Here is a 13,196-nt window from a genome sequence, read left to right as displayed (position 1 = left end):
GTTGAGGCATGCGCAGATCCATCCGAGGATTCACCCTGATCGAAATCATGATCGTGATCGCGATCATCGGGATCGTCATCACCATTGCCGCACCGCGCTATACCGAATACGTGAACAAGGGGCGCCGCGCCGAAGTGGCGGGCTTGCTCTCGGAGCAGGCGCAGACCCTCGAACGCTTCTACACGAAAAACAATGTCTACACGGGCGTAACCGGGCTCAGCACCGGCAATGACTTCTACACCATTACCCCGACCCTCACTGACCAGACGTTCCTGCTGACCGCCACACGCAAAGCGGGTTCGGCCATGGCCACCGACAAGTGCGGTGATCTGACCTTGAGCAATACTGGTGTCAGAGCCATGAACAACGCGGCCACCGGCCTGACCAGCAAAGACTGCTGGGGGCGCTGAGGCGCTTATCTTCGGGCGCCTTTTGCGCCCCCTGTGTTCTTTTTGATTGGATTAAACATGACCAGGCAACAGCAAGTGGTGATTGTCGGCGGCGGGGTGATCGGCCTGCTGACCGCCTACAATCTCGCCTCCGAAGTGCGCAGCGTGGTGCTGCTGGATCGCTCGAACGTCGGTCGGGAATCGTCGTGGGCCGGCGGCGGCATCGTTTCGCCGTTGTACCCGTGGCGCTACAGCCCGGCAGTTACCGCACTGGCACACTGGTCGCAGGATTTTTATCCACAGTTGGGCGAGCGCCTGTTTGCCGATACCGGCGTTGATCCTGAAGTGCACACCACTGGCCTGTACTGGCTGGATCTGGATGACGAAGCCGAAGCGCTTGCCTGGGCCGAACGGGAACAGCGCCCGCTGCGGGCGGTGGACATCTCGGCGGCGCACGATGCGGTGCCGGTGCTGGGGGCCGGATTCTCCCGGGCGATCTACATGGCCGATGTTGCCAACGTGCGTAATCCGCGTCTGGTTAAATCGTTGAAAGCGGCGCTGCTGGCACTGCCCAACGTGACGATTCACGAGCAGTGTGAGGTCAGCGGGTTCGTTCGCGAGCACGAGCGGATTGTCGGCGTGGAAACATCCAGCGGCATCATCACAGGTGATCAGGTTGTGCTGACGGCCGGGGCGTGGAGCGGCGATTTGCTCAAGACGCTGGACCTGACGCTGCCGGTCGAGCCGGTCAAGGGCCAGATGATTCTCTATAAGTGCGCAGCGGACTTCTTGCCGAGCATGGTTCTGGCCAAGGGCCGTTATGCGATCCCCCGTCGCGACGGGCATATTCTGATCGGCAGCACGCTGGAACACGAAGGCTACGACAAGACGCCAACCGACGTGGCGCTGGCAAGCCTCAAGGCTTCGGCAATCGAGTTGTTGCCGGCGCTGGCGCAGGCCGAGGTCGTCGGGCATTGGGCCGGCTTGCGACCGGGGTCGCCGGAAGGCATCCCGTATATTGGCCGGGTGCCGGGGTTCGATAGCTTGTGGCTGAACTGCGGGCATTACCGCAACGGCCTGGTGCTGGCGCCGGCGTCGTGCCAGCTGTTTGCCGATGTGATGCTGGGGCGGGCGCCGATTATCGACCCGGCGCCTTATGCGCCTGAGGGCCGCATTTAGTCAGACAGTTTTTCATCGGCTGGTTGGCCGCCTTCGCGAGCAGGCTCGCTCCCATAGGGATTATGCATTTCAATGTGGGAGCGAGCCTGCTCGCGAAGGGGCCCTTCAATCCAGGCCCAATTTCTTCAGCCGATAGCGCATCGACCTGAACGAAAGACTCAAGCGCTGCGCCGCGGCCGTGCGGTTCCAGCGTGTCTCCTCCAATGCCTGCAGGATCAGCTTGCGTTCGACGTTTTCCAGATAATCTTCCAGGTTGTCGATCTGCGTAAGGTCGGCAATCGCACCCTCCGCCGCGCAATTGCCTTCGCTCAGCCGCAAGTCCTGAGATTCGATGATACGGTTCTCGCACAGTGTATGCGCCCGTTCAAGCACGTTCTCCAGTTCCCGCACGTTCCCGGGGAAGCGGTAATTCTTCAGGCTTTCCAGCGCCTGCGGATGCAGGCTCGCGACAGGCTGGCCGGTGTCCCTGGCCAATCGCTTGAGGACATGCGCGGCCAGCACTTCAATGTCATCGCGGCGCTCGCGCAGAGAGGGTACGCGCAGTTCGATCACGTTCAATCGGTAATAAAGGTCCTGGCGAAACCGTTCGGCGCTGACCTGCGCATCAAGGTCCTTGTGCGTCGCGCTGAGGATGCGCACATCGACCACGGTTTCCTGCTGGCCGCCGATGCTGCGCACGGCCTTTTCCTGAATCGCCCGCAGCAGTTTGACCTGCATCGATAACGGCAGATCCGCCACTTCATCGAGAAACAGCGTGCCGCCATGGGCGGCCTGGAACAGCCCCGGTTTGTCCTCCACTGCACCGGTAAAACTGCCTTTGCGGTGGCCGAAAAACTCGCTTTCCATCAACTCCGAGGGAATCGCCCCGCAATTGACCGGGACAAAGGGCTGCTGGGCGCGCGGGCCCTGCTCATGAATCAGGCGTGCGACCAGTTCCTTGCCGCTGCCCGATTCACCGCTGATGTACACCGGCGCCTGGCTGCGGGCGAGTTTGTCGATCTGCTTGCGCAGGTTGCGCATGGGCAACGAGTCGCCGAGCAGGCGTCGGTCGATCGGGCTGCTCGCGCCGCCCGCCACCGGCATGCGCAGGGCCGTGGCGACCAGTTCGCGCAGGCGCGTGAGGTCGACCGGCTTGGTCAGAAAGTCGAAGGCCCCGGCCTTCAGCGCGTTGATCGCAGTCTCCAGACTGCCATAGGCGGTGATCATCGCCACCGGGAGCTGTGGATAACGTTGCTGGATGTGCTGCACCAAGTCCAGCCCCGTGCCGTCGGGCAGGCGCATGTCGGTCAGGCACAGATCGAAACGCTCACGCTGCAGCAGCGCCTGGGCCTCACCCAGGTTGCGCGCACTGAGGGTATCGAGTTTCATCCGTCCCAGTGTGATTTCCAGGAGTTCGCGGATATCCGGTTCGTCGTCGACGATAAGAATTTTTTGCCGTGGGCTCGTAGTCAACTTTGTTTCCGTCCGTGAGCAAAGGTGATGCGAAAGCAGCCGCCGTCTTGGCGTGACTGAAAGTCTAGGCGCGCCTGGTTGCTTTCGCACAGCTCACGGGACAGATAAAGCCCAAGGCCGGTGCCCTGGCTACTGGTAGTAAAGAACGGTTCGAACAGATGCGCCTGTTCGGCGAGCGGCACGCCGGGGCCGTTGTCCCGCACTTGCAGCACCGCCAACTGGCTGTCCGGGTCGATGAACAGGGTCATCCAGACCTCGGCCTGATCATGCAGCAAGGCACTGTGACGCCAGCCGTTGCGTAACAGATTGTCGAGAATCTGAGTGAGCTGGTCGGGGTCCATCAGGGTATTGAAGTCGCCGGAATCGATCCGCAAATGAATCTGCTGACGTTCGGTCGCGTGTTCGCGGCTTTCGGCGACGAACTGTTGCAGCCATGGCTTGAGGTCCAGCCGTTGCGGTTCACTTTGCTGGCGGCGGGACAGTTGCAGGACGTTTTCGATGACTCGGTTCATGCGCTGGGAGTGGTCTTGAATGATCTGCGTCAGACGCCGATCGGCGCTGTCGAGTTCCTCGGACTCGGCCAAGAGCTGTGCGGCATGGCTGATCGCGCCCAGCGGGTTGCGGATTTCGTGGGATATCCCGGCGGTCAGTCGTCCAAGCGCGGCCAGCTTCAACTGCTGGGCCTGTTGGGCGATCTGTGCCAGGTCTTCGAGAAACACCAGAATCTGCTGGTTCGGGCGCTGATCGAGGGCGATGAAGCTCGGCTGCAGTTCGAGGCCGTTACCGGCCACCTTCAGGCTTTGCGGGCGCAGCGTCGGGTTATTCCTCCACAGCTGCAGGCGATCGACCAGGGCCGGCGCGCAATCGTCGATCAACTGACCCTGAAGGTGCGTATGCGCGAGCAAAGTCTGGGCGCTGTGGTTGGCCAGTTGTATGCGGCGTTCCTCATCGAGCACAAGAATGCCGGTGCGCATGCGTTGCAGGATCAGCGCATTGAGGGCTTCCAGGCCGATCACTTCGCTGGCGCGTTGTTCGGCCAGTGTTTCGCTGACCTCAACGCGGCGAATCAGACCCTGTACCAGCAGTGAGGCCGCGAAACATAACGCACCGAGGGTGCCGGCTTGCAGGTACTCGTTGGCGCTCAACGGGTGGCTGAAACTCAGCAGGAAACTCAAGCCGACGATGCCCAAGGCAGCAATGGCCGCGATCAGCAAGCCAATGCGTCGGCGCAGCAAGGTATTGCTGATTGCCACCGAGACGATCAGCAAATTGCCCAGCGCACTGGCCACACCGCCTGCTGCATAGAACAGACCACCGAGCAGCAGGACGTCGACCAGCGCGAGGCTGAGCAATTGAGCCGGACGCCGGGTGTTCTCCAGAAACACCACCAGCAGGATATTGAGCACCAGGTACAACCAGCTGCCGCCGCGCAACAGTTCGTCGTTGGCAGACGTCAGCAGACGGTTGTCCATGTCGCTGGAGATCAGCAGCACCAGCGTGATGCCGATGCTCAGACGGTAAAGATGATAAAGACGCAGCAGGCGCTGCGCCTGTTTACTGTCGGCGGGGGCGGCCTCAGCGATCACTGGCGCCTGGGCCTTGCTCGAGATGAGCCTGGCTGCAATACCACTGTGGTTGATTGCCCAGCGCGCGGTCGCGCGGCAGATGCACGCCGCAATGGGCGCAACGCACCATCGGCGCGGCGTCTTGTTCGCGCGAGGCGCGCCCGGATGGCGAAGCGGAGGCGGGCGCCTTGAATTTACGCCACAGCCAGATGGCGGCGAAGATCAGGGCAATCCAGAACAATAAACGAAGCATGATGGGCGGCTTTTCGACTGATAATCCGCCAGTTTAGCCAAGGACCCGATCAGCGCACAGCCTATTAAAGCGCGGCAATAAAAAAGGGAGATCCGCAGATCTCCCTTTTTTCGTACAGCCGGTGTGGTCAGTCGAACACGCCGAAGGTCATGTAGCTGAACCACGAGCGGTCGGTATCGGTGGATTCCGGCTCCGGCTCTTCGATCACGTCGCCGTTCTCGTCTTTAGGCTTGAGCTCGTTCGGAATCGCATCTTTCGCGTCCTGGAACTGCTTCTGCACGTCCTGGTTGGCGCGGGTTTCGCCCGGCGGCAGCGGTGGACGCGATTCGATCAGGCCCAAGGTCGCCTTGCTCAGGAACGAACGGTTGTCGGCTTCGGCAACACGCGGCACGAACTGGCCGTCCTGCAGGCTCGGGTGATCCGGGTAGTTGAGCTTCAGGGTTTCCAGGCTGGTGGCGGCCAGGTCGTCCAGATGCAGGCGCTGGTAGGCTTCGGTCATCACCGCCAGGCCGTCGCCGACCGATGGGGTTTCCTGGAAGTTTTCCACCACGTAGCGGCCGCGGTTGGCGGCGGCGACGTAGGCCTGACGGGTCAGGTAGTAATCGGCCACGTGGATTTCGTAGGCCGCCAGCAGGTTGCGCAGGTAGATCATGCGCTGCTTGGCGTCCGGCGCGTAGCGGCTGTTCGGGTAGCGGCTGGTCAGCTGGGCGAACTCGTTGTACGAGTCGCGGGCGGCGCCCGGGTCACGCTTGGTCATGTCCAGCGGCAGGAAGCGCGCCAGCAGGCCGACGTCCTGGTCGAACGAAGTCAGACCCTTGAGGTAGTACGCGTAATCCACGTTCGGATGCTGCGGATGCAAACGAATGAAACGCTCGGCGGCGGACTTTGCAGCCTCCGGCTCGGCGTTCTTGTAGTTGGCGTAGATCAACTCCAGCTGGGCCTGATCGGCGTAGCGACCGAACGGATAACGCGACTCCAGAGCCTTCAGCTTGGCTGTGGCGCTGGTGTAGCTGTTGTTGTCCAGATCAGTCTGAGCCTGCTGATACAGCTCGGCTTCGCTGAGGTTTTCGTCTACGACTTCCTTCGATGAGCAAGCAGCGGTCAATGCGAGGATGGCGATCAGCAGCAGGTGTTTCACTTGCATGGCGGCTTGCGTCCCTATGACGGCCGCTGTCTTGGGCGGGGCCGTCCTGTTATGATGAGCGCCCCGTTGAAAAGCCTCGGGGCAAAAGACGCCGTATTTAACCACAAGCGCGCAGCCGAAACCAAAGGCTGTGCCGACGCCCAGTCCGAGCATGTCCGATAAAATTGAACTTAGCGCAGAGGTGCCGTCCGAATTGGGCGGCCAACGCCTCGATCAAGTCGCCGCCCAACTCTTCGCTGAGCACTCACGCTCGCGCCTTTCCGCCTGGATCAAAGAAGGTCGCCTGACTGTGGACGGGGCGGTCATCCGCCCGCGCGACATCGTGCATGGCGGTGCCATCCTTGAACTGACTGCCGAGCAGGAGGCCCAGGGCGAGTGGATCGCCCAGGACATCGAACTCGACATCGTCTATGAAGATGACGACATTCTGGTGATCAACAAGCCTGCGGGCCTGGTGGTGCACCCGGCTGCCGGTCACGCCGATGGCACCTTGCTCAACGCCTTGCTGCACCACGTGCCGGACATCATCAATGTCCCTCGCGCCGGTATCGTGCATCGTCTGGACAAGGACACCACCGGTCTGATGGTGGTGGCCAAGACCATTCAGGCGCAGACCAAACTGGTCGCGCAGTTGCAGAGCCGCAGCGTCAGCCGCATCTATGAGTGCATCGTGATTGGCGTGGTCACTGCCGGTGGCAAGATCAACGCGCCGATCGGTCGTCACGGCCAGCAGCGCCAGCGTATGGCGGTGATGGAGGGTGGCAAGCCTGCCGTCAGCCACTACCGCGTGCTGGAGCGCTTCCGTTCCCACACTCACGTGCGGGTCAAGCTGGAAACCGGTCGCACCCACCAGATTCGCGTGCACATGGCGCACATCAACTTTCCGTTGGTCGGCGATCCGGCGTACGGCGGGCGTTTCCGCATTCCCCCGGCGGCGAACCCGACCATGGTGGAATCGCTCAAGCATTTCCCGCGTCAGGCCCTGCACGCGCGCTTCCTGGAACTCGATCACCCGACGAGCGGTGAGCGCATGAGCTGGGAATCGCCGCTGCCGGAAGATTTCGTCTGGCTGCTGACCCTGCTCAAGCAGGATCGCGAGGCGTTCATCGGATGAACTGGCTGACGCCGGACTGGCCTGCGCCGGCCAGCGTCAAAGCCTGTGTCACCACCCGTGAGGGCGGTGTCAGCGAGGCGCCGTTCGACAGCCTCAATCTGGGCGATCACGTCGATGATCGTCCGGAGGCGGTGGCCGAGAACCGGCGCCGTTTGACCGATCACTTCTCTATAAAGCCTGCCTGGTTGCAGCAAGTGCACGGGATTACCGTCGCGCATGCTGATCCGGGCATTGTTGCGACTGCAGATGCCAGCTGGACCGCAACGCCGGGTATTGCCTGCGCGGCCATGACCGCCGATTGCCTGCCGGCCTTGTTCTGCAATCGCGCAGGCACCCGTGTAGCGGCGGCCCATGCCGGTTGGCGCGGCTTGGCGGCGGGGGTACTTGAAGCCACCCTCGATAGCCTCGATGTTGCGCCTGAAGACATTCTCGTCTGGCTCGGCCCGGCCATCGGCCCGCAGGCCTTTGAAGTTGGCGCGGAAGTGCGCGAAGTCTTCGTCAGTCAGTTGCCTGAAGCAGCCGAAGCCTTTGTACCGAGCAGCAATGCCGGCAAGTTCATGGCCGACATCTATCAGTTGGCGCGCCTGCGTCTGGCTGAGCGTGGTGTCACTGCTGTTTATGGTGGCGGTTTCTGCACCGTGACTGATCCGCGCTTCTTCTCGTATCGCCGTGCTTCGCGCACCGGTCGCTTTGCCTCCCTGATCTGGCTTGAGGCGCCCAGCCTCACAAATACGATTCCTTTTTGACTGCGTCTGTTTCCGTCATGCTGCGTTGCCGCTCCTCGCCATAGCGGGCTATGACTCGTCGCGGCGCCTTGCCTGACGAAAACAGCCACTCGTCAAAAGAGGATCGTATTTGCGAGGCTGGGCGCCAGCTAGACTGTCTGATCTGCATCAACTCTCCGACGCTTGAATCTTGCAGAATCGACCGCATCTATAGCGGTATCTGGCAGGTTTCTTTATTCAGGATGGTTTCTTAGGTCCGGCCTGCTCAAAAGGAAGGTGACCCATGCGTATTGACCGTTTAACCAGCAAATTACAGTTGGCCTTGTCCGACGCCCAGTCGTTGGCGGTTGGCCACGATCATCCGGCCATCGAGCCGGCGCACTTGATGCAAGCCATGCTTGAACAGCAGGGCGGTTCGATCAAGCCGCTGCTCATGCAGGTCGGCTTCGACGTCAACAGCTTGCGCAAAGAATTGACCAAAGAGCTCGATCAATTACCGAAAATCCAGAACCCGACGGGCGACGTGAACATGTCGCAGGATCTGGCGCGCCTGCTCAATCAGGCTGACCGTCTGGCCCAGCAGAAAGGTGATCAGTTCATCTCCAGCGAACTGGTGCTGCTCGCCGCGATGGATGAGAACAGCAAGTTGGGCAAGTTGCTGCTCGGCCAGGGCGTGAGCAAGAAAGCCCTGGAAAACGCGATCAACAACCTGCGTGGCGGCGAAGCGGTGAATGACGCCAACCACGAAGAGTCGCGTCAGGCACTGGATAAATACACCGTCGACCTGACCAAGCGCGCCGAAGACGGCAAGCTTGATCCGGTGATCGGCCGTGACGACGAAATCCGTCGGACCATTCAGGTTTTGCAGCGCCGTACGAAAAACAACCCGGTTTTGATCGGTGAGCCTGGCGTGGGTAAAACTGCAATCGCCGAAGGTCTGGCCCAGCGCATCATCAACGGCGAAGTGCCGGACGGCCTCAAGGGCAAGCGCCTGCTCTCGCTGGACATGGGCGCGCTGATTGCCGGCGCCAAGTATCGCGGTGAGTTCGAAGAGCGCCTCAAAGGCTTGCTCAACGAGCTGTCGAAGCAGGAAGGGCAGATCATTCTGTTCATCGACGAACTGCACACCATGGTCGGCGCCGGTAAAGGCGAAGGCTCGATGGACGCCGGTAACATGCTCAAGCCAGCCCTGGCTCGCGGTGAGCTGCACTGCGTTGGCGCGACCACGCTCAATGAGTATCGCCAATATATAGAGAAGGACGCGGCGCTCGAGCGGCGTTTCCAGAAAGTCTTGGTGGACGAGCCGAGCGAAGAAGACACCATCGCGATTCTGCGGGGCCTCAAGGAACGTTACGAGGTTCACCATAAGGTGGCTATCACTGACGGCGCGATTATCGCCGCGGCCAAGCTCAGCCATCGCTATATCACTGACCGGCAGTTGCCGGACAAGGCGATCGATCTGATCGACGAGGCGGCGAGCCGCATTCGCATGGAGATCGACTCCAAGCCGGAAGTGCTCGACCGTCTGGAGCGGCGCCTGATTCAGTTGAAGGTGGAATCCCAGGCACTGAAGAAAGAAAGCGACGACGCGGCGAAGAAACGCCTGGAAAAACTCCAGGAAGAAATCGAGCGTCACGAGCGTGAATATTCCGATCTGGAGGAAATCTGGAACTCGGAAAAAGCCGAGGTACAGGGTTCTGCGCAGATTCAGCAGAAGATCGAACAGTCGCGCCAGGAACTGGAAGCCGCACGCCGCAAAGGCGATCTGAACCGCATGGCCGAGTTGCAGTACGGGGTGATCCCGGATCTGGAGCGCAGCCTGCAAATGGTCGACCAGCACGGCAAGAGCGAAAACCAGTTGCTGCGCAGCAAGGTGACCGAAGAAGAGATCGCCGAAGTCGTGTCGAAATGGACCGGTATCCCGGTGTCGAAAATGCTCGAAGGCGAGCGCGACAAGCTGATGAAGATGGAGAGCCTGTTGCACAAACGGGTGATCGGTCAGGAAGAAGCAGTCGTCGCTGTCGCCAACGCCGTGCGGCGTTCCCGAGCCGGGTTGTCCGACCCGAATCGTCCGAGCGGTTCGTTCATGTTCCTCGGCCCGACCGGTGTCGGTAAAACCGAGCTGTGCAAGGCGCTGGCCGAGTTCCTCTTCGATACCGAAGAGGCGATGGTGCGGATCGACATGTCCGAGTTCATGGAGAAACATTCCGTGGCTCGCCTGATCGGTGCGCCACCAGGCTACGTCGGCTACGAAGAGGGCGGCTATCTGACCGAAGCGGTGCGTCGCAAGCCGTACTCGGTGATCCTGATGGATGAGGTCGAGAAGGCGCACCCGGATGTGTTCAACATCCTCCTGCAAGTGCTTGAGGATGGCCGTCTGACCGACAGCCATGGTCGTACGGTGGACTTCCGCAATACGGTGATCGTCATGACGTCGAACCTGGGCTCCATGCAGATCCAGGAACTGGTCGGTGATCGTGAGGCGCAGCGTGCCGCAGTGATGGACGCGTTGACGTCGCATTTCCGTCCGGAGTTCATCAACCGGGTCGACGAAGTGGTGATTTTCGAGCCGCTGGCACGCGATCAGATCGCCGGCATCACCGAGATCCAGTTGGGCCGTCTGCGCAGTCGTCTGGCCGAGCGCGAGCTGAAGCTGGAGCTGAGTCCGGAGGCAATGGACAAGCTCATCGCCGTCGGTTACGACCCGGTGTATGGCGCACGGCCGTTGAAACGGGCGATCCAGCGCTGGATCGAAAACCCGCTGGCACAGTTGATCCTGTCGGGTCATTTCATGCCCGGCGACACGGCCACTGGCAAGGTCGAGAACGACGAAATCGTTTTCGGCTAAGCCTCGGCGGCAATGAAACAGGGAAGGCCTCGCATTGCGAGGCCTTTTTTTCGCCAGGCTGTTGAACTCAAAGGAAAAGGCTTGTAAAGTGCGCCCCGCAGTCAGTCACCAACAGCGTTTCAGCTCACTGGGCTGGAATCTGAAATAAGTTGCAAATCATTAACTTGAAAGCGATTTAGGGGGTTGACAGAGGTGTTCTAGGTTGTAGAATAGCGCGCCTCAGACACACGAACGCAGCGATGCGAACGGGTGGCGAGATGTAACAAAGCTTCACCGTTGTAAATTGAAATATGCAGTTCCGTGATAGCTCAGTCGGTAGAGCAAATGACTGTTAATCATTGGGTCCCAGGTTCGAGTCCTGGTCACGGAGCCAATTTCAAATCGGGGTATAGCGCAGTCCGGTAGCGCGCCTGCTTTGGGAGCAGGATGTCAGGAGTTCGAATCCCCTTACCCCGACCATTTTTGGGTCGTTAGCTCAGTTGGTAGAGCAGTTGGCTTTTAACCAATTGGTCGTAGGTTCGAATCCCACACGACCCACCATTTTTGAAACCAGTTAACGCTGGGATCGAATCTTAAGATCAGAGGCCAAAAGCGCTGATCGAAGAAGGCGATCTTTGAAAGGTCGCCTTTTTTTTACCGGGGTATAGCGCAGTCCGGTAGCGCGCCTGCTTTGGGAGCAGGATGTCAGGAGTTCGAATCCCCTTACCCCGACCATATTAAAAATCCTCGTATCGAAAGATACGGGGATTTTTTTTGCCCGTTGAAAGCCGAATCCCTTCAAGTCGTCATACAACCTGCCGATAGCCCGCTAACACGAGGGGACTGCCAACGCTTCGCCCCTGAATCTGGCCAATACAAGAATAAGGGCGTTCGTCATGTTGCTTCGTCGGTTGAATATTGCTCCCCGGGCTGCCCTGGGCTTTGCCCTGATTGCGGTGTTGGTGGCCATGCTAGGGGTGTTTGCGCTGGGGCAGATGTCGAGCATTCGCGACAGTGAGGTGGCGGTGGAGAACCGCTGGTTGCCGAGCATTCGCGGTGGTGACGAGATCCGCGAGCTGATGCTGCGTATCCGCACCATTTCCCTGCGCATGGCACTGGATCAGGATCCTGCAAACATCGCCACCTATCGTGGCCAGATGGACACCCGGGACAAAGAGCTGAGCGAGAAAATCGCCGCCTACGACAAACTCGTCGATACCCCGGAAGGCCAGCAACTGTACGACCAGTTCAAGACCACCTTCGCCGCTTATCGCACCGGCATCGCCCAGTCGTTCACCCTCGCCGAGCAAGGCAAGCGGGACGAGCTGACCAGATTGCTGCTGGTCGATATGAAAACGGTGGTCGACGGTTCCGGCAAGCAACTCAACGATCTGGCTGACTTGTTTGCCCGGCAAGTGGCTGCCGAGAGCGAGAAGTCCGCCGCGCATTATCAAACCTCGCGCACCATCGTCAGCCTGTTCATTGCGTTGGCAGCGCTGGCCACGGTGGCCCTGGCGATGTTGCTGACGCGCAGTATCGTGCGCCCTCTGAGCAGCGCCGTGGATGCTGCCGAAAGCGTGGCCAAGGGCGATCTGACCCGCCCCATCGAGGCTCATGGCAACGATGAAGTGAGCCGTTTGCTCAGAGCGTTGGCGACCATGCAGCAGAACCTGCGCGAAACCCTGCAGGGCATCAGCGGCTCGGCCACGCAACTGGCCACGGCCGCTGACGAGCTGAGCGCGGTCACGGTCGACAGCACGCAAGGGCTGCAACAGCAGAACAATGAAATCGAACAAGCCGCCACCGCCGTCAACGAGATGACCGCTGCGGTGGAGGAGGTGGCGCGCAACGCCGTGTCGACGTCCGATGCCACGCGCCAATCCAGTCAGTCGGCGCAGTTGGGCCAGGAACGCGTCAGCGAAACCGCCAGCGCGATCAATGCGTTGGCCAGCGATGTGCAACACACTGGTGAGTTGGTGCAGTCGCTGGCGAATCAGTCACAAGACATCGGCAAAGTGCTCGATGTGATTCGCGCCATCGCCGAACAGACCAACTTGCTGGCGCTCAACGCCGCCATTGAAGCGGCACGCGCGGGTGAAAGCGGGCGAGGTTTTGCGGTAGTGGCCGACGAGGTGCGCGCGCTGGCCTATCGCACCCAGCAATCGACACAAGAGATCGAGCAGATGGTGCAGGGCATGCGCAGCGGGTCGAGCCTGGCGCTGGATTCCATGCAGGCCAGCGCATCCCGTGCGGCGAGCACGCTGGTATTGGCTGAGCGGGCGGGCGAGGCACTGGTGACGATCACGGCTTCGGTGCACGAGATTCACGAGCGCAACCTGGTCATCGCCAGCGCCGCTGAAGAGCAGGCGCAAGTAGCGCGCGAAGTTGATCGCAATCTGGTGAACATTCGTGATCTGTCGGTGCGCTCCGCTGCTGGGGCCGATCAGACCAGTGCGTCAAGCCATGAGCTGTCGAAACTGGCCAATGCCCTGCAGGGCATGGTGCGACGCTTCCAGCTGTAATCAATGGAAAATAAAAAGCCCCGCTC

General features: G+C 60.5%; 10 protein-coding genes and 4 tRNA genes. 10 read left to right on the top strand and 4 right to left on the bottom strand.

The genetic code is table 11. The features are described from left to right. Positions 1–8 precede the first annotated feature (8 nt). Positions 9–410 (top strand): type IV pilin protein, encoded by a 402-nt coding sequence (locus HU765_RS19535; RefSeq protein WP_186622405.1) that lies wholly within the window; start codon positions 9–11, stop codon positions 408–410. A gap of 57 nt (positions 411–467) precedes the next feature. Continuing rightward, positions 468–1,568 (top strand): glycine oxidase ThiO, encoded by a 1,101-nt coding sequence (gene thiO, locus HU765_RS19530; protein WP_186622404.1) that lies wholly within the window; start codon positions 468–470, stop codon positions 1,566–1,568. Positions 1,569–1,673: 105 nt separating this feature from the next. On the opposite strand, the gene HU765_RS19525 is transcribed toward thiO, so the two are convergent. From HU765_RS19525 to HU765_RS19510, 4 genes are all read right to left on the bottom strand, one after another. Beyond that, entirely contained in the window at positions 1,674–3,020 is a 1,347-nt protein-coding gene (locus HU765_RS19525) for a sigma-54 dependent transcriptional regulator (RefSeq protein WP_186546885.1), read from the bottom strand. Then, the gene (locus tag HU765_RS19520) at positions 3,017–4,606 is read right to left on the bottom strand and encodes an ATP-binding protein (protein ID WP_186622403.1); all 1,590 of its coding nucleotides are present in this window, start codon (positions 4,604–4,606) and stop codon (positions 3,017–3,019) included. Before HU765_RS19520 ends, HU765_RS19525 begins: the two co-directional genes overlap by 4 nt. Continuing rightward, a complete protein-coding gene (locus HU765_RS19515) occupies positions 4,596–4,838 on the bottom strand; it encodes a PP0621 family protein (RefSeq protein WP_186546887.1) in 243 nt (80 codons plus the stop codon). Before HU765_RS19515 ends, HU765_RS19520 begins: the two co-directional genes overlap by 11 nt. A gap of 127 nt (positions 4,839–4,965) precedes the next feature. Next, a complete protein-coding gene (locus HU765_RS19510) occupies positions 4,966–5,982 on the bottom strand; it encodes an outer membrane protein assembly factor BamD (RefSeq protein ID WP_186532466.1) in 1,017 nt (338 codons plus the stop codon). Between the two features lie 151 nt (positions 5,983–6,133). Here HU765_RS19510 and rluD point away from each other — a divergent pair, with 151 nt between their 5' ends. The 8 genes from rluD (at position 6,134) to HU765_RS19470 (ending at position 13,170) form a co-directional block, all read left to right on the top strand. After that, positions 6,134–7,096 carry a 23S rRNA pseudouridine(1911/1915/1917) synthase RluD gene (rluD, locus tag HU765_RS19505; protein WP_186622402.1) on the top strand — a complete coding sequence of 321 codons (963 nt, stop codon included), beginning with the start codon at positions 6,134–6,136 and terminating at the stop codon, positions 7,094–7,096. Then, a complete protein-coding gene (gene pgeF / locus HU765_RS19500; protein WP_186622400.1) occupies positions 7,093–7,842 on the top strand; it encodes a peptidoglycan editing factor PgeF in 750 nt (249 codons plus the stop codon). Before rluD ends, pgeF begins: the two co-directional genes overlap by 4 nt. Before the next feature lie 262 nt (positions 7,843–8,104). After that, positions 8,105–10,669, top strand: a complete 2,565-nt coding sequence (clpB, locus tag HU765_RS19495) for an ATP-dependent chaperone ClpB (RefSeq protein WP_016773142.1) — start codon at positions 8,105–8,107, stop codon at positions 10,667–10,669. A gap of 297 nt (positions 10,670–10,966) precedes the next feature. Beyond that, a tRNA-Asn gene (locus tag HU765_RS19490) sits at positions 10,967–11,042 on the top strand. 9 nt (positions 11,043–11,051) lie between these two features. Continuing rightward, positions 11,052–11,128 (top strand) — tRNA-Pro (locus HU765_RS19485). 5 nt (positions 11,129–11,133) lie between these two features. Beyond that, positions 11,134–11,209 (top strand) — tRNA-Lys (locus HU765_RS19480). Positions 11,210–11,306: 97 nt separating this feature from the next. Continuing rightward, positions 11,307–11,383: transfer RNA gene (locus HU765_RS19475), tRNA-Pro, on the top strand. Positions 11,384–11,544: 161 nt separating this feature from the next. Then, positions 11,545–13,170, top strand: coding sequence for a methyl-accepting chemotaxis protein (locus HU765_RS19470; protein ID WP_186622399.1), 1,626 nt, complete (start codon positions 11,545–11,547; stop codon positions 13,168–13,170). The last annotated feature ends 26 nt before the right edge of the window (positions 13,171–13,196 follow it).

Origin of the sequence: Pseudomonas sp. SWRI81 (genome assembly GCF_014268545.1) — a bacterium.
GTDB classification, from domain to species: Bacteria; Pseudomonadota; Gammaproteobacteria; order Pseudomonadales; family Pseudomonadaceae; genus Aquipseudomonas; species Aquipseudomonas hamedanensis.
This window is presented reverse-complemented; position numbering and strand designations above follow the sequence as displayed.

What these genes read in the sequence shown, in the direction of transcription:
- HU765_RS19535 (WP_186622405.1), top strand. Translation starts at nt 9, where the DNA reads ATGCGCAGATCCATCCGAGGATTCACCCTGATCGAAATCATGATCGTG.
- thiO (WP_186622404.1), top strand. Translation starts at nt 468, where the DNA reads ATGACCAGGCAACAGCAAGTGGTGATTGTCGGCGGCGGGGTGATCGGC.
- HU765_RS19515 (WP_186546887.1), bottom strand. Translation starts at nt 4,838, where the DNA reads ATGCTTCGTTTATTGTTCTGGATTGCCCTGATCTTCGCCGCCATCTGG.
- HU765_RS19510 (WP_186532466.1), bottom strand. Translation starts at nt 5,982, where the DNA reads ATGCAAGTGAAACACCTGCTGCTGATCGCCATCCTCGCATTGACCGCT.
- rluD (WP_186622402.1), top strand. Translation starts at nt 6,134, where the DNA reads ATGTCCGATAAAATTGAACTTAGCGCAGAGGTGCCGTCCGAATTGGGC.
- pgeF (WP_186622400.1), top strand. Translation starts at nt 7,093, where the DNA reads ATGAACTGGCTGACGCCGGACTGGCCTGCGCCGGCCAGCGTCAAAGCC.
- clpB (WP_016773142.1), top strand. Translation starts at nt 8,105, where the DNA reads ATGCGTATTGACCGTTTAACCAGCAAATTACAGTTGGCCTTGTCCGAC.
- HU765_RS19470 (WP_186622399.1), top strand. Translation starts at nt 11,545, where the DNA reads ATGTTGCTTCGTCGGTTGAATATTGCTCCCCGGGCTGCCCTGGGCTTT.